Raw genomic sequence first — 21,514 nt, forward strand, 5'->3', positions numbered from 1 at the left:
GGATTTGAGCCGCTAAGTCGTTAATGCAATTCAGGGAGTGCCAGTTCATGAGTCCAACACCGACGCCGAGCGCGCACCTTCCTGGCGGGTTGATTCTGGTGGTTGAGGACGACCCGTTGATTCTGGAATTTCTCTGCGAAATTCTTCAGGAGGAAGGTTTCAAGGTCGAGCCGCAAACCAGTGCGGATGCCGCCAAGCTGTATCTGGAGGCACACGCGCCGGAAGTCGCGCTGCTGCTGACCGACATCACCATGCCCGGTGAAATCAACGGCGCGGGGCTGGCCAATCTGGTCGGCGAGCGCTGGCCGGACAAACCGGTGATGGTCATGTCCGGTTATGAAACGCCGGAGACTTCCGGGGTCAAGCACCCGGTGGCGTTCATCAAAAAGCCCTGGGCCATCGGCCAGTTGCTCGATTGTGTCGACAGCGCGTTCAAATCCAAGGCCGCGCGTCTGCACTGAGTCTTCGGGTCGAACCGCCGGGCAAAAATGCTACATTGCCCGGCCAATCCGCCCAGTTCTGTCAAAGGATGCGACCTTTTGTCTGCTCACGATAACGTCTTCGATCGCGCGTTCGGCGCGTTCCTGTTCGACATGGACGGCACCGTCCTCAATTCCATTGCTGCTGCCGAGCGCGTCTGGGCGGCGTGGGCCGAGCGCCACGGCGTGGATGTCGAAACGTTTCTGCCGACCATCCATGGCGCCCGCGCCATCGACACCATCCGCCGGCTGAACCTGCCGGGGGTTGATGCCGAAGCGCAAGCGGCGTTCATCGCGCAGGCGGAAATCGATGATGTCGAAGGGATTGTGCAGATTCCCGGGGCCGCGGCGTTTCTCGACAGCCTGCCTGCGCAGCGTTGGGCCATGGTGACGTCGGCGCCTCGGGATCTGGCGTTGCGCCGCATGGCGGCGGCGGGGATTGCCGAGCCAGCGGTGATGATTACGGCTGAGGATGTAACGGCCGGCAAGCCTGATCCGGCCGGGTATCGTCTGGCCGCGCAGCGTCTGGGCCTTGATCCCGCCGATTGCCTGATTTTCGAAGACGCCACCGTCGGCATCCAGGCTGCTGAAGCGGCCGGAGCGGCGCTGATGATCATCACCACAACCCACCAGCATCCGCTCGACACCCGCCACGCGACGATCGACAGTTATGAGTCGCTGAGCGTCACCGCCAACAGCCAAGGCCAACTGCACCTGCAAAAGACCTGATATCACCCATTCCCTGTAGGAGCTGCCGCAGGCTGCGATCTTTTGCCTTTGATTTTCAAAAGCAAGGTCAAAAGATCGCAGCCTTCGGCAGCTCCTACAGGGTCAGTAGACGCCCGGTAACAAGCGCCAGCTACGTGCGCAATAAGCCTCGTACTCCGCACCAAACTGCCCGCGCAGCAACGCTTCTTCCGAGTGGATACGCGCGATCAACGGAATCAATGTCAGCGCCGCCAGAATCAACCCGACACTGGAACGAAACGCCAGCGCCCAGCCCACGGCATTGACCACCAAGCCCAGGTAGCTCGGGTTGCGCAGGCGCGTGTAAATGCCGTCGGTGACCAACCGATGCCCCGGCTGAATCGCCACCAACCCGCTGAACCGTCGGCCCAGCACAAACACCGGCCACAGACGCAGCGCGCCACCGACGATAAACAGCAGCGCGCCGAGCCAGCGCACGCCTTCAGCGCCGAAGGTCCAGAAGTCGATGCGATCGCAGTACGCCGGCAGAAAACCGCTGAGCAGACCGATGACGCCGAACGCCGGAATCACCCAGCGGTTGGCCCGGTCCTCGCGCTCGCCCGAGCTCATGTTCACATCGGTGAACAGCGACGCCAGCACCATCAATACCGTGGCCAGCGCCACCAGCACCAGCGCCCCATGGGAGAAGAACACCGCCGGCCCGCCGATGCCCCACACCGCCAGCCCCAGATAGGCAAGGGTGGCCAGCACCGCGACCACGGTCATTTGCGCAGACATTTTCATGGTGTTCTCTAAAAAGCAGCTGACCCTTTCAGTGTAGAACGCCGCTCAACCCGCGAAGGCGTCGGATCGTTCGCGACCGGTCTTTGGTCGGCCACGTCTTCATACGGCCGACATCGCGTCTACGCTGATCCATTCCTTCTATTCGTCCGTGTATTGCCTATCGAAGAGGTGAACCCATGAAAATCGACTTGAGTGGAAAACTGGCCATCGTCAGCGGCAGCACGGGTGGCATTGGTCTGGGCATCAGCCAGTCGCTGGCCGAAGCCGGCGCCACGGTGGTGGTCATCGGGCGTGAAGCGGCCAAGGTCGAGCAAGCGCTGGCGAGCATTCGGCAGCAGGTGCCGGGTGCGCAATTGCGGGGTCTGACGGCGGATCTGGGCACCGCCGAAGGCGCGGAAAAACTCTTCGCCGCTGAACCGCGTACAGACATTCTGGTGAACAACCTGGGGATCTTCGACGCCGTGGATTTCTTCGACACCCCGGACAGCGAGTGGACGCGCTTCTATGAGGTCAACGTGATTTCCGGCGTGCGCCTGTCGCGCCATTACGCGCCGGCGATGGTCGAGCAGGGTTGGGGGCGGATCATTTTCCTGTCTTCGGAATCCGGCGTGGCCACCCCGGCCGACATGCTCAACTATGGCGTGACCAAAAGCGCCAACCTCGCGGTATCCCATGGCTTGGCCAAGCGTCTGGCCGGCACTGGCGTGACGGTCAATGCGATCCTGCCGGGGCCGACCTTTACCGGCGGCGTGGAGCACATGCTCAAGGACGCCGCGGCCGAGTCCGGTCGCAACCTGCGCGACGAAGCCGACGCTTTCGTCCGCCGGGCGCGGCCGACCTCGATCATCCAGCGGGTGGCCGACGTTGCCGAGGTGGCGCATCTGGTCACGTACATCGCCTCGCCGTTTTCCTCCGCCACCACGGGCGCGGCCTTGCGCGTGGATGGCGGTGTAGTCGACAGTATGGCGACCTGAGTTCAACGGCCTCTATCAGGGTGACCTTGAGGCGCTGCGGGCCAATTCCCCGGCCTGATCATCCAACATAAAAAACGGTGGGAGCTGGCTTGCCAGCGATGACGGTGTTTCAGTCGAATAGATATTGACTGGACCGCCGCCATCGCTGGCAAGTCAGCTCCCACAGGGGATGTATCAGTTTGAAAGATCGGGCGAATTCAGGACTGCGAAATCAAGCTCTGCCGGCAATCCAGCACCAACTTCGCACCGCCCAGCTCACTGCTGCCCACCTCAAGATTGAAGCCATGCAGGCTGACAATCGCCGCGACAATCGACAGGCCCAGGCCGAAGCCGCTCTGCGGTTGCCCGCCTTCGGCCCGATAGAAACGCTGGAACACCGCCTCACGCTCGGCTTCGGGAATCCCCGGCCCGGAATCGTGGACTTCGATCCGCGTATGCCCGCCGTCATTCACGCCGCGCAAAATCACCGTGCCACCCGCCGGGGTGAACTTGATCGAGTTGCTCAACAGATTGGCCAGCGCCTCGAACAACAACGCGCGGTCGCCATTGAGGGGCGGCAGGGTTTCCGGCATGTTCAGCACGAACAGCAGTTCGCCTTCTTCGGCCAATGGCAGGTAAAACTCATGCAATTCTTCCAGCAATTGCACTGGATCGAGCTCGACAAATCCTGAGCGCCGTTGACGATCTTCCAGTTCGGAAATCCGCAGCAAGCCGCGAAACCGCGCCATCAGCGTATCGGCCTCGGCCAGCACCAGATCCAGTTGCGCCGCTGCTGGCGAACCTTCGCCGGCCTGTTGCTGCATGCGATACAACTGCGCGCGCAGGCGCGTCAGTGGCGTGCGCAAGTCATGGGCGATGTTGTCGCACACGCCTTTGACTTCGTGCATCAGCCGTTCGATGCGATCGAGCATGGCGTTGACGATGGCGGCGAGCATGTCCAGTTCGTCGCGGCGGTTGGACAGCGGCAAACGGTGAGTCAGGTCGCCGGCGACAATGGCCTGGGCGCTGTCCTGAATCGCGCGGATGCGCCGCAGCGGCCGACGGCGCAACAAATGCCAGCCGGCAATCCCCGGCAGGATCGTCAGTGACACACCCCAGAACAAGGCATGCAGAATGATCCGCGTCACGGCGAACAACGAACCGTTATCGCGCAACAACACCAGCCAGCGGCCATCGCGGGTCTGAGTCGCCACCGCGTCGCAGCTGTCGGCGGGCAGGGTCGGGTCGTCGGAATCGGCGCAGTCATCCAGGGTGTGGATCTTGCCATCCAGCGGCAGGCCTTCGGGCAGTTGCTGCAAGGCGCCACCGAGGTATACGCCCTGGGCGTCGAACAGGCCGTAGGCGTCGATGCCGCGGATGTCGAAGGTCATGCTGGCGGCAAGCGCTTCTTCCAGTTGTTCACCGCGAAAGTGCGAAAACAGATGCTGACGTTGCATCAGCGAATGCTTGGCAAGGTTATCGAGGTAGCTGGAGACTTCGAAGTACATGACCCCCATGAGGATCGCGCTCCAGGCCACGAACAGCGAACTGTACAGCGCCAGCAGACGACTGCTGGAGGAGCGCCAGCCGTCAGACGGGTTCGGCAATGACATAACCCGAGCCCCGTACCGTGCGAATCAGCGGGACATTGCCCGCCGCGTCGATCTTCTTGCGCAGACGACCGATGTGCACGTCGATCAGGTTGGTGCCCGGGTCGAAGTGATAACCCCAGACTTCTTCGAAAATCATCATCCGCGACAGGATCTGGCCGCTGTTGCGCATGAGGAATTCCAGCAACTTGTATTCGGTCGGCAGCAGCGTCAGCACCTGCTCGGCGCGGCGTGCTTCGTGGCTGATCAGATCCAGTTCGAGGTCGGCCACCTGCAATGTGGTGGCCTGGGTGGCGACGCTGTTCTGGCGGCGCAGCAGCACTTCCACGCGCGCGGCCATTTCGTCGGTGGCGAACGGCTTGGTCAGGTAATCATCGCCGCCAGCCCGCAAGCCGCGCACACGCTCGTCGACATCGGAGAGCGCGCTGATCATCAGAATCGGCGTGGCCACGCCCATGGTACGCAGGGTGGTGACGATGGCCAGGCCATCGAGTTCCGGCAACATGCGGTCGAGGGTAATCAGGTCGTAGTTACCGCTGACGGCACGGTCCAGACCTTCGCGGCCATTGTCGACCCAATCCACTTCCAGGCCGTGGCTGCTGAGTTCGGCAACGATTTCACGGGCAGTCACGGCGTCGTCTTCGATGGTCAAAATACGAGTCATAGAGCAGGCCTTGATCGGTTCAAACGGGATGGCAGCATTTTGCCAAGTATTTTCCGTCGCGCTTTAAATTAACTTTCATGTATAGCCTGTCACAAACGCAGATTCGGGTGTCCGGCTGTTTTGCCGTCAATGCAGAAAACCCGCTGCTTTGCGTGCATTGTTGCAAATTGCAATGAATAGAGAAGTTCAGTCTTTTTAAGTCGTTGAAAAATATAGATTTATTTAAAGTTGTCGACTGGCACGGTCGCTGCAATTCATCTGCTGACGAGTTGTAACACCATTTTTCATGCCTGGAGCACTACAACAATGAATAGATCCTCTGATGGGTTTTATCCGGCCTTCGAAGGAGAGTCGAGCAACGTGTCAGGCGTGTCCTGGGGCGCGATCTTCGCGGGCGCGGCGGCGGCTGCAGCACTGTCGATGATTCTGGTGCTGCTTGGCTTCGGTCTGGGATTCTCTGCCGTTTCACCTTGGGCCGGGGAGGGCGTCAGCGCCAAGAGCCTGGGGATTTCCACGATTGTCTGGCTGGCGGCGACGCAGATTATTGCCTCCGGTCTGGGTGGCTATATCGCCGGCCGCCTGCGGGTTAAGTGGGCCAACATGCACGGAGATGAAGTGTATTTCCGTGATACCGCCCATGGCTTCCTCGCCTGGTGTGTGGCGACGCTGGTTACCGCTGTGCTGGTCGTCGGCTCGGTGAGCAGTGTTATCAGCGGCGGTGTGCAGGCCGGTGCCAGTGTCGCCGGTGGCGCAGCTGCTGCCGCGACTCAGGCGGCCGGTACCGCTTCAGCAAACACCAGCAGCGATCAATACGGTTACTTCGTCGACAGCCTGTTTCGCGATGACCGTCCTGCGTCCGTCAGCGATGACGCCGCGCATGGTGCGGTGACCCGGATCTTCGCCCAGAGCCTGGCCAACGGCCAACTCAGCCCTGAAGACCGCACCTACCTCGCGCAACTGGTCGCACAGCGGACCAACCTGAGTCAGGCCGACGCCGAGAAACGTGTCGACGAGGTTTATGCGCGTACTCAAAAAGCCATTGCCGATGCCAAGGTCAAAGCCCAACAGGCGGCTGACACCGCTGCCAAAGTTGCTGCCTGGACGTCGCTGTGGATGTTCATTGCGCTGTTGGCCGGTGCGTTCTTCGCAAGCCTGGCAGCCACCTTCGGCGGCCGTCGTCGGGATGCAGTCGAGTACGTTGAAGTCGAGACTTACACCGCCACCACCACGCTGCCTCCAGTCCGTTAACAAGGAGAATCACCATGCGCTCTCTACTACTGTTTTTCCTCGGTGTGCCAATCCCGATCATTATCCTGATCGCCCTGTTCGTGCACTGATCCTGTTGCTCTATTGAGGCCTTTGCCTCAGCCGCTTTCACTTCACGGTGAAAGCGGCTTTTTGCTTTCTGCGTCCACGCACGCTCTCGCAGGACTCATCGTTGTTGCTGAAATTCGCGGTTGAATAATATATGGATATCCGTATATTCGGTTTTCCATATGTTCGAGTCCGCCCCATGCTCACTCCCACCGAACTGTTCAAAAGCCTGGCCGACGAAACCCGCGTGCGCGCCACCTTGCTGATTGCCGAGCAGGGTGAGCTGTGCGTTTGCGAGCTGATGTGCGCCCTCGACGACAGCCAGCCGAAAATCAGCCGCCACCTCGCGCAATTGCGCAGCAATGGGGTGTTGCTTGATCGGCGTCAGGGCCAATGGGTCTATTACCGGCTCAACCCGGACCTGCCGGACTGGGTCCGGCAGGTCCTCCACGTCACGGCCAAGGCCAACACCGATTGGCTCAAGGACAACGCCTGTCGCCTGCACAACATGGATGGCCGTCCTGCCCGCGAAACCGCGTGCTGCTGAACTTCAACTATCCCCGGGAGCTACCCATGCGTGTCCTGTTCATGTGCACGGCCAACAGTTGCCGCAGCATCCTTTCCGAAGCCATGTTCAATCATCTCGCGCGGGAGGGCTTCGAGGCGGTGAGTGCCGGCAGTTTTCCCAAGGGCCAGGTGCTGCCGCGCAGCCTGACGACGCTGCAACAGGCCGGTATCGCTATCGACGGTTTGTACAGCAAGGGCAACGACGTCTTTGAAGGCAACCCGCCGGACATCGTTATCACCGTTTGCGACAAGGCGGCGGGCGAAACCTGCCCGGTGTACTTCGGCCCGGCAATCAAATGCCATTGGGGGCTGGAGGATCCCTCCGAGGTGACCGGTGATGAGGTGGCCGTGGACACGGCGTTCCGTGCCACGCTGGCGATCATCGAGCGCCGCTGCGCAACCTTCCTTGGTCTTCCTTTCCAAACACTCAGCCGCGTTGAGCTTCAGCGTGAACTGGATCGCATCGGCTCCCTTTGAGCCGGAGGACATATGTCAAAGCACCTGCCCAATCTTGATCACAGCCTGTTCGAAGGCCGCAACACGCCACCTTTGCACGAACACAAACCGCGCATCCTGCTGCTCTACGGCTCGACCCGCGAGCGCTCCTTCAGCCGTCTGCTGGTGGAGGAGGCCGCACGTTTGCTGGAGCATTTCGGCGCCGAAACGCGTGTCTTCAATCCGTCCGGTTTGCCGTTGCCGGACGATGCTCCGGTCGATCATCCCAAAGTGCAGGAACTGCGCGAACTGGTGCTGTGGTCGGAAGGCCAGGTGTGGTGTTCGCCGGAACGCCACGGCGCGATGTCGGCGGTGTTCAAGGCGCAGATCGACTGGATCCCGCTGGAGCTTGGCGCGGTGCGTCCGACCCAGGGCAAAACCCTCGCGGTGATGCAGGTCTGCGGCGGTTCGCAGTCGTTCAACGTGGTCAATCAACTGCGTGTGCTGGGGCGCTGGATGCGCATGTTCACCATCCCCAATCAGTCTTCGGTGCCCAAGGCTTTTACCGAATTCGACGAGGCGGGGCGGATGAAACCTTCGCCGTTCTATGATCGCGTGGTCGATGTGATGGAGGAACTGGTGAAGTTCACCGTGCTGCTGCGCGAGCGCCAGGATTTTCTGGTGGATCGCTATTCCGAACGCAAGGAAAGCGCCGAGCAACTGATGGCCCGGGTCAATCAGCGCTCGATCTGAAGCGCCGCGACACGCCTTCATCGGTCGGGCAGTGCACAAACGTTCTAGCCGTTCCGGGGCATTTGTGGATTACTGGCGCCAGCCCATTAGCGTATTCAAGCCATGAGTAACTGGATCGACCTTGCCCACGACCGGGAAACCGGCATCGAAACCCTGCACGCGCATTTCGCCGGGCATGCGCATGCCTACGATCCGCACTGGCATGAGACCTACCTGATCGGTTTCACCGAGCAAGGCGTGCAGCGCTTCAACAGTCGTCGGGCGCGGCACGACAGTACCCCGGGCAAAGTCTTCATGCTCGAACCCGGCGACATCCATGATGGCGACGCGCCGAGCCCGGACGGCTTCACTTATCGCATGCTGTACCTGCAACCGGCATGGCTGGAGCAAGCGCTGGACGGCTTGCATCTGGGCAGTTACGGCAGCGGCCTGCCCGGCATCGGCAGTGTGCTCAACGATGATCCCGAACTGGCCCGCGCCACCTTGTTTGCGTTCAATGCGCTGCATCAGCAGGACGTGCGCATGGTGCGCGAGGTGGCGTTGGACGCGTTGCTCGAACGACTGGCGATTCATCTGTATCGCCGACCGCAACCGATCGCTGCCAACCGCGCGCCCTTGATCGCTCGTCAGGCGCGCGATTATCTGGTGGCCTTTCACGAACAGGACATCAGCCTGCAAACCCTGGCCGAGGTCTGCGGCACCGACCGCTTTCGCCTGACCCGCGCCTTCAAGGCAGCCTATGGGCTCGCGCCGCACGCGTGGCTGATCCAGTTGCGCCTCAGCCGGGGCCGGCAGATGCTCGCTGCCGGCATACAGCCTGTGGATGTCGCCAGTCGCCTCGGATTCGCCGACCAAAGCCATCTGGGCCGCTGGTTCGTACGCGCTTATGGCATCACGCCGGGCGCCTATCAGCAACGCGCCATCGGCGCCTCTCGACGCTGAACAAACGTTCAAGACCGCAGCCCTGCGCAGCCGTCAGAGTAGGCCCTGACTTTCTACAGGGCCGTGCCATGCTTGCGTTCATCCTCTTTGCTTTCGTGGCCTCGGTTACTCCGGGGCCGACCAATCTGATCGTGCTCAGCACCAGTGCCCGACGTGGCTGGCGGCCGTGCCTGCCGATCATCCTCGGCGCGGGAGCGGGTGCTGCGTCGCTGGTGTGGGTGGCCGGTGCGGGTGCCAGCACCTTGATGCTGCCCGGCGTGCGCCCGGTGATCAGTGCGCTGGGAATGGGCTGGATGCTCTGGTTGGCGTGGCAGATCTTCAGCGCGCCGGCCACCGCCATCGACCCCGCCGCCGGCGAAGAGAAACCCGAACTGGGGCTGGTTGGCGCCGCGCTGTTGCAATGGGTCAACCCCAAGTCGTGGATGATGGCGATTGCGGTGATCAGCGTGTTTACCGCACAAGGGCAGGGCTTGAACGCGTTGTGCCTGGCGTTCTTTCTGGTGTCGTTGCCGTGTCTGGCGCTGTGGGCGTTGCTCGGTCGCGGTGCAGCGCGCTGGCTGAGCAATCCGGCGCAGTTGCAGTGGCTGAACCGGATCCTCGCGGTGCTGCTGGTCGTCTCATCCGCCGCGGCGTTGCTGCACACCTGAGCTGATCGGCACTGACAACGTTGCGCACAAGCCGCCCTCGGCCCGGTTGACTAACGTAATCCGTCCGCCCAGACGCAACGCGATGGTGTTGACGATGGTCAGCCCCAGGCCTGCTCCGTTGGCGTTGCCACGACTGTAAAAGCGTTCGAACAACCGCGCCCGATCGGCCTCGTCGATGCCCGGGCCCTGATCTTCGACGCTCAAAAGGCACCAGCCATCGGCCTCGCTTAGCTTGACGGTGATCACCCCGTTCTCCGGGGAGAAGTTGGCGGCGTTGGTGATCAGGTTGCTCAGGGCGATGTCGATGGCGGCGGTGCTGGCCATGACGTGCAGCGCTTGTGCGCTGTCTTCGAAGGCCAGTTCGAGATGCTTGCTCAGCAGCCACGGCGTGAGTTGCACCAGGCTGTTGCGCACGGTTTCGCTGAGGTCGATGCGTTGCAGCGGCGGCGGGTTGGATTTCGGTTCCAGGCGCGCCATGGTCAGCAATTGATTGACCAGGCGACTGGCGCGATCAACCCCGGAAATCAGGAACTGCAACGACTCGCGGCGCTCCTGTTCGGTGCCGGCCTCCAGCAGGTTTTGCGCATGCACCCGCAGCACCGCCAGCGGCGTACGCATCTCGTGAGCGGCATCGGCGATGAAGCGCCGTTCACGGCCAAGCACTTCCTGGATCTGCGCGAGCATGCGGTTGAGCGCCGCCTGCATCGGTTCCAGTTCACTGGGCAGGGGCGTCAGTTGCAACGGTTCCAGCGAGCCGCTGTGGCGGGCGCGCAGGGTCGCGGCCATGTTCGCCAGCGGCTTGAGGCCCCAGCCAATGGCCAGCCAGACCATCGCCGCGAGGATCAGACTGCCCAGCACGTTCGGCCACAGCGTATGGCGCACGATGCGGTCGACCAGATCGGCCCGCACATCGTCGCGCTCGCCAACCCAGATGCGCAGCCCGTTTTGCGGGTCTTCGAGCATGAAGGCGCGCCAGTGGCGACCGTTCAAGTCCACCACATCGCTGAAGCCCGGTTGCGTCGGCGGCGCGGTGAACGACGGCGCACTGGCGGTGTGCACCAGCACCTCGTTTTTCGGGTTCCAGACCTGGAAGGCGATCTTGCTTTCGTAAGGGTGACCGTCGACGCGCGGCTTGGCTTCGCCGAGCGCCTGATTGAACGCCTGATACAGCTGCGAGTGTTCCTGGCTCGCCAGCGGCATGCGCATCACGCCCTGCAGCAGCCGAGCGTTTTGCGCCAGTTGTGCGTCGTAGACTTCGGCGATTTCGTGGTTGCTGTCGTGCAGGTTGAACACGCTGAGCACCGCAAGACCCGCGAGCAACAGCCCGATGATCAGCGTCAGCGTGCGGCGACGAATAGAGGTCATCGACGCTCCTCCACCAGATACCCCACACCGCGAATGGTGCGGATCAGGTCGGTGGAGAATTTTTTGCGCAGGTGATGGATGTGCACTTCGAGGGTGTTGCTTTCCGCTTCCTCGTTCCAGCCGTAAAGCAGCTGGATCAGTTGATCGCGGGTCATCACCCGGCCGGGCGGCGAGAGCAATTCATGCAGCAACTGATATTCCTTGGGCGTCAGCGCCACAGGTTGGCCCTGATAGCTGACCTGCTGGGTGCCGGGGTTGAGGCTGATCCCGGCGTGCTCGATCAGCGCCTGAGCGCGGCCCGCACTGCGCCGCAACAGAGCGCGCAGGCGTGCCTTGAGTTCGGCGAGGTCGAACGGTTTGACCAGATAGTCGTCAGCGCCGGCATCCAGCCCGGCGATACGGTCTTCGGTGGCATCGCGGGCGGTGAGTATCAGCACCGGCAGGTTCGAGCCGCTGTCGCGCAGGCGCTGCAGCACTTCGAGGCCATCCATGCGCGGCAGGCCCAGATCGAGCACCGCCACATCAAAGGTTTCACTGAGCAGCGCATGCAACGCGCTGCTGCCATCCTTCAACCAGTCGACGGTGTAGCCCTCACGGCCCAATGCCTGATGAATGCCTTCACCGAGGGCCACGTCATCCTCAATCAGTAATAAACGCACGCGGACTCCTGTCAGTCGAGTTTCTTGTTCACGTCCACCAGCAGGGCGGCGATCTCTTTGCGGCGCCCGGCGTCAGCGGTTTCCCGGCCCGGGCGTGGTGCAGCATGCTGAGCCTTGAGCAGCGCGACCCTGGCTTCAGCGTAGCGCTTCTGACGGTAGAGGTGATCGCCCCAGAAGTACAGACTGTCGATGCCCTCCGGATTCAGTTGCAGCGCTTGCTTGAGCAGTTGCTCGGCCTTGTCGCTGTCGCCGAAACCGATCGGCCAGCCCGGGACGCGATCATACAGCGCGGCGAGGCTGGTGTAGGCCGAGCCTTGCAGGGCTTTGGGGTCGAGCGTCAGGGCTTTTTCCAGATCGGCCTTGGCGTCCTTGGCCTTGCCCAATGCACCGAGGCCGCCCTGAGCGCCGGCCCAACTGCTGGTGACGATGCCTTTCCAGATCCACGCTTCGGCCACTGCCGGACGCTGGGTGGTAAAGGCAGTGGCTTCGGACGACAACTGCTCGAACGCGGCGGCGCGCTGTTTTTCTGCCACTTCATATTGGATGTGCGCCCAGCTCTGCTGGATGCCGTTCAGACGCTGCTGATCGGCCGGTTCCAGTGCCCAGACGCTTTGGCTGAGGACGGCGAACAACAGGCATGCGCTAAGTTTTTTCATGGCTTCAGGGACTCGTTGTCGGTTTTTTCACTAAGGCGGCGGATCAGCGGCAACTGCTTGCGCAAACCGCGATCCACCAGGTGCGGCAGCAGGTTGTTCAGGCGCACGAAAAAGCGCTCCGGCCAGCCCAGATACAAGTCGCGGCGGTCGCCGGCAATCGCGTGGATCACCGCCGAGGCGACGGTTTGCGGGTCATCGACGTTGGCCTTGAGCGCATCGTTCAAGGCTTGCGCCGCCGCACTGTTCATCGACGTGCGCGTGGCGCGTGGCGCGACATACAGCACGTTGACCCGAGTGTCGGCCAGTTCGCGGCGCAGCGCTTCGGAAAATCCACGCAGGGCGAACTTGGTCGCGCAATAACTGGCGTAGCCCGGGTAGCCGATCGAGCCGTAAGTGGAACCGACGTTGACCACCATCGCGCTGTCGGCCTGTTTGAGCAGCGGCAGCAGCAATTTGGTCAGGCACATCGGCGCGCTGATGTTTACCGCGAGCATCGCGTTGATGTCGCTGTCGTCGAGCTGTTCGAGCATGGCGAAGTGATTGACCCCGGCCGCGTTGATCAGCAGGTTGATGCCGCCGATGGCTTCGGCAGCGGACAGCACTTTGCGCCGGTCGCTGAGGAAGGTCAGGTCGGCGGCGACCCAGCACAGCGAATTTGGATAGCGCTCAAGCAACGGCGTCAGCGCCTGCTCATGCCGCGCCACCGCCAACACCTGAGCGCCGGCGGCGCACAAGGCCTCGGTAATCGCCAGGCCGATGCCGCCACTGGCACCGGTCAACACCACCCGCGCGTCACGCAGCTGCATGTTGAGTCTCCGCGTCACGCGGCAGGCCACGGAACATGTCGGTGTACAGGCGATAGACGACTTTCGAGGCGTGAATCACGGCCGCTTGGTCTTCAGGATCTTCCAGTTGATTCATCAAGCGGCGATAGGTCTGCATGTGCTCGATGTCCAGCGAACCGTGCGAGCTGAGGTAGCTGAACGCGGTGTCCGGCAGCGCCAGACGCTCGCGAATGCTCCCCGCCGCATGGGTAGCCAGCGCAATGCTGGTGCCTTCGAGCACATTGACCATGCCGAACAGACCCACCGGATTGCCTCGGGCGATCAAGTCGTAGAGAAAACTCACCATCAGCTCGATCGGCAGCGAGGGCTGGCCGTCGCGGACCGCATCGCGGTCACCGCCACACGCGGCGATGTCGTTGAGGACCCAGTGTTCATGGCCGTATTCGTCTTCGATGTACTCGGCCACCGCTTTGCGCAGCCATTCCAGGCGTGTCGGCAGACGCGCGCCGCAGGCCATCATCAACGGCACGGTGTGACGCACGTGGTAGTACGCCTGCGCGAGAAACGCCCGATAGCTTTGCAGGCTGACCTTGCCTTGCAGGGCGTCAAGAATGATCGGCAGATTGAACAGCTCGTGGCGTTCCTGATGCGTGGCTTCTTGCAGGGTGTCGAAAAAACTCATGATGCGGACTCCTCGGAAACAGCGGATTCAGTCAATTGGGCGTGGTACAGCGCGGCAATCGCCTCGCGGCGTGGCCGACCGTTGGCCGTGAGCAAGCCATTGGCGGCGGTGAACGGTTGCGCCAAGCGCGTCCAGCCATGCACCTGGGCGTAATCGGGCAAGGCTTCATTGGCTTCGGCGACCGCGGCGGCCAGCTCCGCGTCGCTGCAATCGGCACGGTGCGGCCAGAGCAGGGCGTGGTTGCGCGGCAAGGCCTCGCCATAGACGAAGGCCTGGGCGATGTGGCGGCGCTGGGTCAGTTCCGACTCGACCCATTCCGGGTTGACGTTGCGCCCGAAACTGGTGACGAACTGGTGCTTCTTGCGACCCTTGAGGTAGAGAAAACCTTCGGGGTCGAACTCGCCCAGATCGCCACTGGGCCACCACTCATCGGCGTACGGCGCGTCCCCCAGATAACCGAGCAGGGTCGAGCCCTTGATCAGCACTTCGCCGTCCTCGGCCAGGCGCACTTCAACGTGCGGCAGCGGCTGACCGACGCTGCCCGGACGCCGCGCGCCGGGGCGATTGAGGCACACCACCGAGGCGCATTCGGACAAGCCGTAGCCCTCGAACACCGGCAGGCCGACACGCTGCGCGCGGTGCAGCAGATCCTCCGAGACCCGCGCACCGCCGACGGCGGCGAAGCGCAGTTTTTGTGGGTCGAAGGCTTTCTGCTCGGCAGCGCTGACCAACATCAGCAACAGTTGCGGCACCAGAATCAGACTCTCCGGCGCACGACCGGCCAGGTAGCCCAACAGGTGCGGTACATCGACGCCGCTGGCGCCCTGAATGCGCAGGGTTTTCTGGCTTGGCAGACTCAGCGTCGCACCGGCGTACAGCGCGGCGTAGCAGCCGAGGTTTTCCAGCAGAATCGCCAGCGGCAACAACGCCAGATGATGCTGCGGATCGGTGGGTTTGCTCGCGTGATCCAGCTCCCGCGCCACACGCAGCAAGCTGTCCGCGCTCAGGCACACGCCTTTCGGTGTGCCGGTGGTGCCGGAGGTGAAGGTCAGTTTGGCGGTGCCGGCCGGCATCCGGCTCGGGCCGCTGAAGGTGCGGCACCAGAACTCGCCGCGCTGTTCATAGCCGGCGGCGAGCAGCTCGGCCCCGAGCTCCGGTTCGGCAATCACCCGTTCGGCCTGGCTCTGTTCCAGGCAATGCGCCCGTTGCGCAGGGCTGAAAAACGGCGGCAACGTCACGCAGGTCAAGCCCTCGAACAGCACGGCCAGATCCCACAGCATCGCATCGACGCCGTTATCCAGCGCCAGGGCGACGACTTGCGCCTGTTCATCGCGCAGGCGTTCCTGGCGATACAGCACCTCGGCGTAAACAGTGGCGTAATCGAGTTTCAGCGTATCGCCCCACAGCGCGGTGGCGTTGTCATTGCGCCGGGCATGGTCGCGCAGGGTTTCCTGGAAGCGTTGCAGTTCAAGCGACATGGCAGGCTCCTTCAATCGAAGTCGGCAGGCCCAATCGAGTGAACAGGCCGATATTGCGCAAATGGACGAAGCCGGCGCGGATGTTGCCGACATGCACCCACGGCTTGCTTTCGTAATAACTGCCCCAGTGTTGACGCTCGTCACCCAGGCGTTCCGGGTCGGCGGCGCATAATGTCACTGGCTTCAGACCGAGCCGATGGAAGCTGTTGACCAGCCCGATGTTGCCGGTGAAGGTCACCCATTCCAGGCCGCCCATGGCCAACAGATAGGTGATGGCGATGATGCTCAAACGTGCGCTGCCGGTGTCGCTGGCAGCGAGGTTGCCGACTTCGACGATAGCGCTACGCTCAACCGGACGATCCGCCGCCGCACTGATCAAGGGTTCGATCGGTTCATCCAGATAGCGCTCGAGAAACAGCGGCTCTTGATGGGCACGACGCACCCCGGCCACCGCGCACAGTTCACTGTCGCCGTTGTGCATGCCGAACAGCTCGGGCATAAAGTGTCGAATGTCGGCGCCGTGGGCCTTGCGAAAACGCTGCTGGATGAAGGCTTCGAAAGTCTCTCGCAGCGCGTCGTCGGGCAGGGCGCCGGTCAACGTCATCTGCGGCGTTTCGGCCTGGCCGAAACGTAGAGGAAGGGGAATGTTCCAGTGGTAATCGGGCATGGGCAAAGCGCCTCCCTCAATGGTTTGAGCGCAGTATCGGAGGCATTTCTTAACGAAGTCTGAAGGTGAAAAAAGGTTAATCAACGGGCAATCTTCAGATTGTCTTAAGACTGCAAGGGCAGGGTGGCACCGTCGGTTCGCCCTGCAACCGGATCGAGACTGTCGAACGAATCGACCGTCGCTCACGACAATCACGAGGCGCTTCTTATGACCCGCGACACCGCCGTAACCCGTTATGGAAAACTGTCAATTACGTTGCACTGGCTGATGCTGGCGCTGTTCGTCGGCGTCTATGCCTGCGTCGAAATCAAAGGCTTCATGCCCAAGGGCAGCGAAGCGCGCGGCCTGCTGATGGGCTTCCACGGCCTGTTCGGCACGAGCATCTTCATCCTCGTCTGGGTGCGCCTGCTCGGCCGCCTGACGCCACGCCCGCCGATCACCCCCAAGCCGCCAGCCTGGCAGACCGGCCTCTCGCACCTGATGCACCTGGCGCTGTACGTGCTGATGATCGCCACGCCGATCTTCGCCTGGCTGATGCTCGCCGCCGCCGACAAACCGTTCCCGTACTTCGGCTTCCACGTCCCGGCACCAGTCGCCATCGACCCGGACTTCGCCAAACAGCTCAAGTACTGGCATGAAACGCTGGGCAGCGCCGGCTACTGGCTGATCGGCCTGCACGCGGCGGCGGGGCTGTTTCACCACTACTGGGTGCGGGATAACACGCTGGTTCGGATGTTGCCGGGTCGCACGGAATAACCCCGACCTCCTTCAACCCCAATCCCTGTGGGAGCGAGCTTGCTCGCGAAGGCGTCGTGTCAGCCGGCATCATCGCTGACTGACACACCGCCTTCGCGAGCAAGCTCGCTCCCACAGGTTTTTGTGGCGTCTTGAATAGCGCAGCAGTTGCCCGAATAACACTTCGCGTCCACGCTATGGCATGCCAACGTCGAGCGCAGGCGTGTGGCGCTGATCAACGTGACCCGCGGCCGAGTTCAGAGTTCGAGCTTGTAGCCGCGGTGCCATACGGTCGATTCAGAAGCTTCCCGTCGCCAGAGGTGTGGGACTGAAAGCCATGGTTACTTGATTGTTGGGGGCTGTTTGCCAGGTCGTGTCGCTGGGGTTGCTGTCATTGCGGACGATACATTTCCACTCCACGACATCACCGCCTTTTACGTTGTTGAATTTTATCTTGCCGGACCAAGAGGGGTAGTCGGAAGGCGTGAGTCGAACCGCTTTGGCCGGGACCCAATTCCCTAACTCCGGCCGATCACCTACCGCGTATACGCTATAGCCTTGTGTCGTGACGCCGTTATCACAGCGGAAATTCACCTCGAGCGAAATATACGTCCAGGTGACACCGGCATAGCCAATCATTGGCTGCAAGGCCAGCAGCAGAGCACTCATTGGCAACAAGTATCGAATGCGGCCCATGATCAGTTCCTCAGTTTTCCTTTAGTCGGGCCAGCTTAGCCCTGCGAAAACTGGAAGAGACCTGTAAGAACTGACAGTCCGTCAGACTCTTTTGCGATACCGTCACTGGCGCCTTATTCCCACCCCAAGCCGTGCGCGAAACCTGTGGGAGCGAGCTTGCTCGCGAAGACGCCAGCCCAGCCACCCAAGCACTCAAACCTCCTCACCCCTGAGCTGAAGACTCATCAGATCGCAACTCGCCGACCACGACGTCAACCACGCCGGCATCTCCGGCGACTGCTCAGGCAACCCCAACGCCCTGACAAACTCACCCGGCGCAATCGTGCCTTTCGCCGACCGAAACAGCCCACGCATGACCACCACGCCGATCACCCGGCCCTTGCTCACAAAACGATGCTCCATAAAGCTCCATTTATCGTCCCAGCCAAGCATCCGACTGTGAATTTCAAACGCTTCAAACAGCTTCAGCTCACGCCGAAATTTACCCCAGGTATCGCCAACAATCGGCAACGCCTTAGCGCGCAACGCCACCCGAAACGCGCCACTGCGCAACACAAAATCCATGCGCCCGACGTCAGCCAGGGTGAAGTAGCGACCATTGGTGACGTGCCGATTCAAATCGAGATCCAGCGGCCACACGCGCATGCGGATCACGGTGGATTCCAGCGCATTGACCGGCTTGCGCCACGGTCGGCGAAAAAGCATGCAGAGCAATCGAAACCACAGATTCATCAGTACGTCAGCCCGTTGAAAAGAGCGCTGCACTCTAGCGAGCCGGGCGATGGCGAGGTAGGTGCGGAAATGACTTTTTTGGACGGAACAGTGCATTCCGATCATTGCGGGGTTGATGCTGGATCGGTAGCCCGATCAACCGGCGGATAAACAGGAAACAATCGGGATGTTTATGTGAAGCCTGCCGTTACCACCGAAGCCCTACAACGCCTTGCGCCATCGCCTACGAGTACGCCAGAATCCGCCGGCTTGTGCGTCTAGAGCGCGGGTTCTATCGTCTGTCGGTCACTGAAAAACAGTGATCGGGTTTGGTAGCCCTGAGTTCTCGTAGATTGCATAAGCATCATGATTTGCAGTGTCTGTTCGACACGGCTTTATGGTGGTCATGCACAGGGCGTCTTCGGGCGCGCCGGTTTTCTACGTCCCGGTCTACCAACCTGCGCATGGCCGCCACCCTCGTTTGGTAGCGAGAGTGATGGCTCCCTTTTTTGACGTAGGAGCTTCACCATGATCAAACCAACACCCAACCCGCCAGAAACCGACCTCGCATCGCCCTACGAATCCCTCGATTCCAAAAAGCTCCACGAAGCCGCCGAACGCGCCCTCGATCACTACCTCACCCCGGCCACCCAAATCATGGCCAGCCCGCACAAACCCGAACCCATGTACCTCGCCAACCCGAAGTGCGACACCGAATCCCTGCTCGCCAACGCCAGCGAAACCCTCGGCTCCGCCAGCGAAATGCTCAACAACTTCGCCGCCACACTCGACACCTCCCACCGCAAAACCGCACTGGGCATCGCCCAAGTCGTCATGCTCGGCGAACTCGCCGTAAACCAGGCCCTCGACAACGTAGAAATCGCCCACTAAACACCCCGTGCGACGAGCCCAAACCCTCGTCGCACCCAGCAATCCCAACCGCGCTGGCACAGAGCCACGCCTTGCGCCCCCAAGCCTCGGCTGTCACCCTTCGGCCCGTTCTTCAAGGATCAGAACAAGGAATCAAGGATTGAGTGGCTACGTTCCCAACCCCCCGAAAAACTACCGCTACGAAGAAGCCAAACCCGTCGATATTCATGCCCAGCGTTGGGCTGAGTACGAGAAACACGGGAAAGAACCTGCGCGCGAGCCTGAGAAAATCGGCATTGCGTTGAGGATTGGGGTGTTCTTTGATGGTACTGGCAACAATGCGAACAATACGGCGGCAGGGTTGCTGTGTGGTGCGCAGCATCCGATTGCGCCGCAGGATATTCCTGCTAGCTGTCAGCCCTATATGGGGGATCCGGACAGCAGCTATGGTGCTGGCCCTACCAATATTAAAAAACTGAGTGAGCTTTACGACGCCCCAGAGGGAGCCGAAGGTGAGGGGCTTCGAAAGCAAGCTTTCCGCATGATTTATGTAGAGGGCATTGGTACCCAAGCGGGTAAGCAAGATAGCACCTTTGGGGGTGGCACCGGGCGAGGTGAGACCGGAGTTGCAAGTAGGGTTCAGTCTTCGTTTGCATCGATCAAATTACGTATCAAAGAACTCTTGAACGATAACCCGGGTAGCGAAGTGACTTCGCTGACCTTCGACACATTTGGATTCAGCCGTGGTGCAGCTGCTGCCCGGCACTTTTGCAATGAAGTCGTGCGTGGCAAGCAAGGTCCCTTAGGTGAAGTGCTACGTAGCAATCCTGAAGCGTTCAGCAAGACCTTTATTGATCAATACAATGCCGATATCAGAATGGGCTTTATCGGGCTGTTCGATACAGTTCCGTCTATAGCTGGCTGGTCCAATTTCGGCAACGTGAAAAGCCCCATTGCAACAGGCATCAAGCTTTACCTGGATCGTCGTTTTTTCACCGACGTCGTCCATTTGGTTGCGCGTGATGAATGCCGAGGCAACTTTGCCCTCAGCCGTGTAAAGCCTGCTCATCTGGAGATCACTTTGCCCGGTGTTCACTCCGATATCGGAGGTAGTTACCTCGACGAAGCGCAGGAATGTGTGCTTGTCAGCCCTATGCAAGCACTAGAAGTCCCTCTCCAAACCGATGTTCTCACCACTTCGATTTACCGCGATGCGGTGACAGTAAAAAATCAGTGGATCGCGGATGGCTGGCCGTCCGAGATGCTGGAAATCGTCACGCCACCTGCGCTGCTGATGCCGAACAGTCCGCAAGACCGTATGAGCCCACGTGTCAAACACGTGTATGCCGCCGTACAGCTCAAGCGTCCGGTCAGTGGCTTGCTGTCTCGAGTCTATCTGCGCGTGATGCATAAAATGGCGAAGGACAAAGGCGTTCGGTTCAACGACATTTCAGATACGCCTGATCTGGCGCTACCGTCAGAACTTCAAGCTATGTGTGATCGATTTGTCTCTGGTGACTACAGAACTACGCCAGAAGAAGAGCGAATGCTCAAACTCAAGTACATTCACACGTCCGCAAACTGGAACCATCCACTAGGCCGAAGAGATGGAAGCGGTGTGAGAGCGGTGTACATCAACGCCCCCACCCCCGACGGCATACGCGTACAACATCCCCACGTACCCGACTGGACGCTTTTTTGATGAGACTTCTAACAAGCCTGCTCTGTGCAGTCCTCATGACCGGTTGTCATGCCGATCCGCTTTCAACAAAAAATGATCCGAAGTCTCCATGGTGGGAACTTGCGTTCACCGAGCCTCATTACATGAAAGTTTGGGTAGAGGACACCGCCGTAGAAGACATCAAGGGCGAGACGTTCTTACACACTGGCGGAGGATCCGCATCAGGCGGCCAACCGGAAGACGGCACCGACTCTGCTCGTGGTTGGCACGGCGTGGGAAGCACCGGAAAAAGTGTTGTTGGTGCGGATCTTCCCAAACGGATCTATGTCCGTTGGCAATCAATTGTTGAACCCCAAACGTACAAGGCCTGGGTAGATATCCCAGAGGAAGCCAGACAACTCATGCTCGAGTCCGTCAATCAGCGCTGCGCAAAAACACCCGAACAAGAGGGGCGCTATAACGCGTCTCTCTACTTGGGTCTGGCGCCCGGTGGTGTCGTGCAAGTCTGGGTTCGAGACTCATGCCACCATCCTGTCAAAGTCGCCAGAGCACAGGCAGAGGTCGAACCGCTGGGGCCTAGTCAAGGTAAGAACCAAGGGCGCTATGCGTATCCCGTCAGCGAAAAGTCCAAGCGGTATATCCATAAATTCGGCATTCCGTACGGGAGTTGGTAA

Annotated in this window: 25 protein-coding genes; 13 read left to right on the top strand and 12 right to left on the bottom strand. The window is 61.0% G+C overall.

Annotated elements, in window-relative coordinates; translation table 11 throughout:
* Positions 1 to 47: 47 nt before the first annotated feature.
* Positions 48 to 461 carry a response regulator gene (locus B1722_RS00250; RefSeq protein ID WP_041062997.1) on the top strand — a complete coding sequence of 138 codons (414 nt, stop codon included), beginning with the start codon at positions 48 to 50 and terminating at the stop codon, positions 459 to 461.
* Positions 462 to 539: 78 nt separating this feature from the next.
* The gene (locus B1722_RS00255) at positions 540 to 1,208 is read left to right on the top strand and encodes an HAD-IA family hydrolase (protein WP_047295035.1); all 669 of its coding nucleotides are present in this window, start codon (positions 540 to 542) and stop codon (positions 1,206 to 1,208) included.
* Between the two features lie 102 nt (positions 1,209 to 1,310).
* On the opposite strand, the gene B1722_RS00260 is transcribed toward B1722_RS00255, so the two are convergent.
* A complete protein-coding gene (locus tag B1722_RS00260; RefSeq protein ID WP_041062991.1) occupies positions 1,311 to 1,970 on the bottom strand; it encodes an isoprenylcysteine carboxylmethyltransferase family protein in 660 nt (219 codons plus the stop codon).
* 176 nt (positions 1,971 to 2,146) lie between these two features.
* Here B1722_RS00260 and B1722_RS00265 point away from each other — a divergent pair, with 176 nt between their 5' ends.
* The gene (locus B1722_RS00265; protein WP_086790849.1) at positions 2,147 to 2,944 is read left to right on the top strand and encodes an SDR family NAD(P)-dependent oxidoreductase; all 798 of its coding nucleotides are present in this window, start codon (positions 2,147 to 2,149) and stop codon (positions 2,942 to 2,944) included.
* 197 nt (positions 2,945 to 3,141) lie between these two features.
* Here B1722_RS00265 and B1722_RS00270 read toward each other — a convergent pair whose 3' ends face one another.
* Both B1722_RS00270 and B1722_RS00275 read right to left on the bottom strand, forming a co-directional pair.
* Positions 3,142 to 4,536 carry a HAMP domain-containing sensor histidine kinase gene (locus B1722_RS00270; RefSeq protein WP_086790850.1) on the bottom strand — a complete coding sequence of 465 codons (1,395 nt, stop codon included), beginning with the start codon at positions 4,534 to 4,536 and terminating at the stop codon, positions 3,142 to 3,144.
* The gene (locus tag B1722_RS00275) at positions 4,514 to 5,197 is read right to left on the bottom strand and encodes a response regulator transcription factor (protein WP_003223938.1); all 684 of its coding nucleotides are present in this window, start codon (positions 5,195 to 5,197) and stop codon (positions 4,514 to 4,516) included. Before B1722_RS00275 ends, B1722_RS00270 begins: the two co-directional genes overlap by 23 nt.
* A gap of 306 nt (positions 5,198 to 5,503) precedes the next feature.
* Between B1722_RS00275 and B1722_RS00280 the strand changes: the two genes are divergently transcribed.
* The 6 genes from B1722_RS00280 (at position 5,504) to B1722_RS00305 (ending at position 9,855) form a co-directional block, all read left to right on the top strand.
* On the top strand, positions 5,504 to 6,445 hold the full coding sequence (locus B1722_RS00280) for a hypothetical protein (protein WP_086790851.1): 942 nt from the start codon (positions 5,504 to 5,506) through the stop codon (positions 6,443 to 6,445).
* 265 nt (positions 6,446 to 6,710) lie between these two features.
* A complete protein-coding gene (locus tag B1722_RS00285; protein ID WP_086790852.1) occupies positions 6,711 to 7,058 on the top strand; it encodes a metalloregulator ArsR/SmtB family transcription factor in 348 nt (115 codons plus the stop codon).
* 26 nt (positions 7,059 to 7,084) lie between these two features.
* A complete protein-coding gene (locus B1722_RS00290) occupies positions 7,085 to 7,555 on the top strand; it encodes an arsenate reductase ArsC (protein ID WP_086790853.1) in 471 nt (156 codons plus the stop codon).
* Positions 7,556 to 7,567: 12 nt separating this feature from the next.
* On the top strand, positions 7,568 to 8,266 hold the full coding sequence (gene arsH, locus B1722_RS00295) for an arsenical resistance protein ArsH (protein ID WP_086790854.1): 699 nt from the start codon (positions 7,568 to 7,570) through the stop codon (positions 8,264 to 8,266).
* Positions 8,267 to 8,368: 102 nt separating this feature from the next.
* A complete protein-coding gene (locus B1722_RS00300) occupies positions 8,369 to 9,208 on the top strand; it encodes an AraC family transcriptional regulator (protein ID WP_041062968.1) in 840 nt (279 codons plus the stop codon).
* Between the two features lie 68 nt (positions 9,209 to 9,276).
* A complete protein-coding gene (locus B1722_RS00305; protein WP_041062965.1) occupies positions 9,277 to 9,855 on the top strand; it encodes a LysE family translocator in 579 nt (192 codons plus the stop codon).
* Here B1722_RS00305 and B1722_RS00310 read toward each other — a convergent pair.
* Genes B1722_RS00310 through B1722_RS00340 form a run of 7 tightly spaced genes read right to left on the bottom strand, consistent with a single transcriptional unit; the run spans position 9,826 to position 16,147 of the window.
* The gene (locus B1722_RS00310; protein ID WP_086790855.1) at positions 9,826 to 11,220 is read right to left on the bottom strand and encodes an ATP-binding protein; all 1,395 of its coding nucleotides are present in this window, start codon (positions 11,218 to 11,220) and stop codon (positions 9,826 to 9,828) included. The genes B1722_RS00305 and B1722_RS00310 overlap by 30 nt on opposite strands.
* Complete coding sequence (locus tag B1722_RS00315; protein WP_086790856.1) at positions 11,217 to 11,879, bottom strand: response regulator; 663 nt, start codon at positions 11,877 to 11,879, stop codon at positions 11,217 to 11,219. The genes B1722_RS00310 and B1722_RS00315 overlap by 4 nt, the downstream gene beginning before the upstream one ends.
* Before the next feature lie 11 nt (positions 11,880 to 11,890).
* Positions 11,891 to 12,535 carry a tetratricopeptide repeat protein gene (locus tag B1722_RS00320; protein ID WP_086790857.1) on the bottom strand — a complete coding sequence of 215 codons (645 nt, stop codon included), beginning with the start codon at positions 12,533 to 12,535 and terminating at the stop codon, positions 11,891 to 11,893.
* Positions 12,532 to 13,341 carry an SDR family oxidoreductase gene (locus B1722_RS00325; RefSeq protein WP_086790858.1) on the bottom strand — a complete coding sequence of 270 codons (810 nt, stop codon included), beginning with the start codon at positions 13,339 to 13,341 and terminating at the stop codon, positions 12,532 to 12,534. Before B1722_RS00325 ends, B1722_RS00320 begins: the two co-directional genes overlap by 4 nt.
* A complete protein-coding gene (locus B1722_RS00330; RefSeq protein ID WP_086790859.1) occupies positions 13,328 to 14,002 on the bottom strand; it encodes a TenA family transcriptional regulator in 675 nt (224 codons plus the stop codon). Before B1722_RS00330 ends, B1722_RS00325 begins: the two co-directional genes overlap by 14 nt.
* Positions 13,999 to 15,480: an AMP-binding protein gene (locus tag B1722_RS00335; protein WP_086790860.1), complete on the bottom strand. Its 1,482-nt coding sequence runs from the start codon at positions 15,478 to 15,480 to the stop codon at positions 13,999 to 14,001. Before B1722_RS00335 ends, B1722_RS00330 begins: the two co-directional genes overlap by 4 nt.
* Entirely contained in the window at positions 15,470 to 16,147 is a 678-nt protein-coding gene (locus B1722_RS00340) for a thermostable hemolysin (protein WP_086790861.1), read from the bottom strand. The genes B1722_RS00335 and B1722_RS00340 overlap by 11 nt, the downstream gene beginning before the upstream one ends.
* Positions 16,148 to 16,354: 207 nt before the next feature.
* Between B1722_RS00340 and B1722_RS00345 the strand changes: the two genes are divergently transcribed.
* Positions 16,355 to 16,903: a cytochrome b gene (locus tag B1722_RS00345; RefSeq protein ID WP_041062941.1), complete on the top strand. Its 549-nt coding sequence runs from the start codon at positions 16,355 to 16,357 to the stop codon at positions 16,901 to 16,903.
* A gap of 276 nt (positions 16,904 to 17,179) precedes the next feature.
* Here the strand turns inward: B1722_RS00345 and B1722_RS00350 are convergent, their stop codons facing one another.
* Together B1722_RS00350 and B1722_RS00355 are read right to left on the bottom strand one after the other, a co-directional pair.
* Positions 17,180 to 17,578, bottom strand: coding sequence for a carbohydrate-binding module family 20 domain-containing protein (locus B1722_RS00350; RefSeq protein WP_041062937.1), 399 nt, complete (start codon positions 17,576 to 17,578; stop codon positions 17,180 to 17,182).
* Between the two features lie 192 nt (positions 17,579 to 17,770).
* Positions 17,771 to 18,310, bottom strand: a complete 540-nt coding sequence (locus tag B1722_RS00355; protein ID WP_041062933.1) for a thioesterase family protein — start codon at positions 18,308 to 18,310, stop codon at positions 17,771 to 17,773.
* A gap of 507 nt (positions 18,311 to 18,817) precedes the next feature.
* Here B1722_RS00355 and B1722_RS00360 point away from each other — a divergent pair.
* From B1722_RS00360 to B1722_RS00370, 3 genes are all read left to right on the top strand, one after another.
* Entirely contained in the window at positions 18,818 to 19,180 is a 363-nt protein-coding gene (locus tag B1722_RS00360) for a DUF6124 family protein (protein WP_041062930.1), read from the top strand.
* A gap of 139 nt (positions 19,181 to 19,319) precedes the next feature.
* Positions 19,320 to 20,861 carry a DUF2235 domain-containing protein gene (locus B1722_RS00365; RefSeq protein ID WP_086790862.1) on the top strand — a complete coding sequence of 514 codons (1,542 nt, stop codon included), beginning with the start codon at positions 19,320 to 19,322 and terminating at the stop codon, positions 20,859 to 20,861.
* Positions 20,861 to 21,514: a DUF2931 family protein gene (locus tag B1722_RS00370; protein WP_086790863.1), complete on the top strand. Its 654-nt coding sequence runs from the start codon at positions 20,861 to 20,863 to the stop codon at positions 21,512 to 21,514. The genes B1722_RS00365 and B1722_RS00370 overlap by 1 nt, the downstream gene beginning before the upstream one ends.

It is taken from the genome of Pseudomonas sp. SCPG-7, from assembly GCF_002156405.1.
In the GTDB taxonomy this organism is placed as follows: domain Bacteria; phylum Pseudomonadota; class Gammaproteobacteria; order Pseudomonadales; family Pseudomonadaceae; genus Aquipseudomonas; species Aquipseudomonas parakoreensis.

What these genes read in the sequence shown, in the direction of transcription:
- B1722_RS00370 (WP_086790863.1), top strand. Translation starts at nt 20,861, where the DNA reads ATGAGACTTCTAACAAGCCTGCTCTGTGCAGTCCTCATGACCGGTTGT.
- B1722_RS00320 (WP_086790857.1), bottom strand. Translation starts at nt 12,535, where the DNA reads ATGAAAAAACTTAGCGCATGCCTGTTGTTCGCCGTCCTCAGCCAAAGC.
- B1722_RS00335 (WP_086790860.1), bottom strand. Translation starts at nt 15,480, where the DNA reads ATGTCGCTTGAACTGCAACGCTTCCAGGAAACCCTGCGCGACCATGCC.
- B1722_RS00305 (WP_041062965.1), top strand. Translation starts at nt 9,277, where the DNA reads ATGCTTGCGTTCATCCTCTTTGCTTTCGTGGCCTCGGTTACTCCGGGG.
- B1722_RS00345 (WP_041062941.1), top strand. Translation starts at nt 16,355, where the DNA reads ATGACCCGCGACACCGCCGTAACCCGTTATGGAAAACTGTCAATTACG.
- B1722_RS00325 (WP_086790858.1), bottom strand. Translation starts at nt 13,341, where the DNA reads ATGCAGCTGCGTGACGCGCGGGTGGTGTTGACCGGTGCCAGTGGCGGC.
- B1722_RS00250 (WP_041062997.1), top strand. Translation starts at nt 48, where the DNA reads ATGAGTCCAACACCGACGCCGAGCGCGCACCTTCCTGGCGGGTTGATT.
- B1722_RS00340 (WP_086790861.1), bottom strand. Translation starts at nt 16,147, where the DNA reads ATGCCCGATTACCACTGGAACATTCCCCTTCCTCTACGTTTCGGCCAG.
- B1722_RS00330 (WP_086790859.1), bottom strand. Translation starts at nt 14,002, where the DNA reads ATGAGTTTTTTCGACACCCTGCAAGAAGCCACGCATCAGGAACGCCAC.
- B1722_RS00290 (WP_086790853.1), top strand. Translation starts at nt 7,085, where the DNA reads ATGCGTGTCCTGTTCATGTGCACGGCCAACAGTTGCCGCAGCATCCTT.
- B1722_RS00300 (WP_041062968.1), top strand. Translation starts at nt 8,369, where the DNA reads ATGAGTAACTGGATCGACCTTGCCCACGACCGGGAAACCGGCATCGAA.
- arsH (WP_086790854.1), top strand. Translation starts at nt 7,568, where the DNA reads ATGTCAAAGCACCTGCCCAATCTTGATCACAGCCTGTTCGAAGGCCGC.
- B1722_RS00260 (WP_041062991.1), bottom strand. Translation starts at nt 1,970, where the DNA reads ATGAAAATGTCTGCGCAAATGACCGTGGTCGCGGTGCTGGCCACCCTT.
- B1722_RS00285 (WP_086790852.1), top strand. Translation starts at nt 6,711, where the DNA reads ATGCTCACTCCCACCGAACTGTTCAAAAGCCTGGCCGACGAAACCCGC.
- B1722_RS00280 (WP_086790851.1), top strand. Translation starts at nt 5,504, where the DNA reads ATGAATAGATCCTCTGATGGGTTTTATCCGGCCTTCGAAGGAGAGTCG.
- B1722_RS00355 (WP_041062933.1), bottom strand. Translation starts at nt 18,310, where the DNA reads ATGAATCTGTGGTTTCGATTGCTCTGCATGCTTTTTCGCCGACCGTGG.
- B1722_RS00265 (WP_086790849.1), top strand. Translation starts at nt 2,147, where the DNA reads ATGAAAATCGACTTGAGTGGAAAACTGGCCATCGTCAGCGGCAGCACG.
- B1722_RS00275 (WP_003223938.1), bottom strand. Translation starts at nt 5,197, where the DNA reads ATGACTCGTATTTTGACCATCGAAGACGACGCCGTGACTGCCCGTGAA.
- B1722_RS00310 (WP_086790855.1), bottom strand. Translation starts at nt 11,220, where the DNA reads ATGACCTCTATTCGTCGCCGCACGCTGACGCTGATCATCGGGCTGTTG.
- B1722_RS00270 (WP_086790850.1), bottom strand. Translation starts at nt 4,536, where the DNA reads ATGTCATTGCCGAACCCGTCTGACGGCTGGCGCTCCTCCAGCAGTCGT.
- B1722_RS00350 (WP_041062937.1), bottom strand. Translation starts at nt 17,578, where the DNA reads ATGGGCCGCATTCGATACTTGTTGCCAATGAGTGCTCTGCTGCTGGCC.
- B1722_RS00360 (WP_041062930.1), top strand. Translation starts at nt 18,818, where the DNA reads ATGATCAAACCAACACCCAACCCGCCAGAAACCGACCTCGCATCGCCC.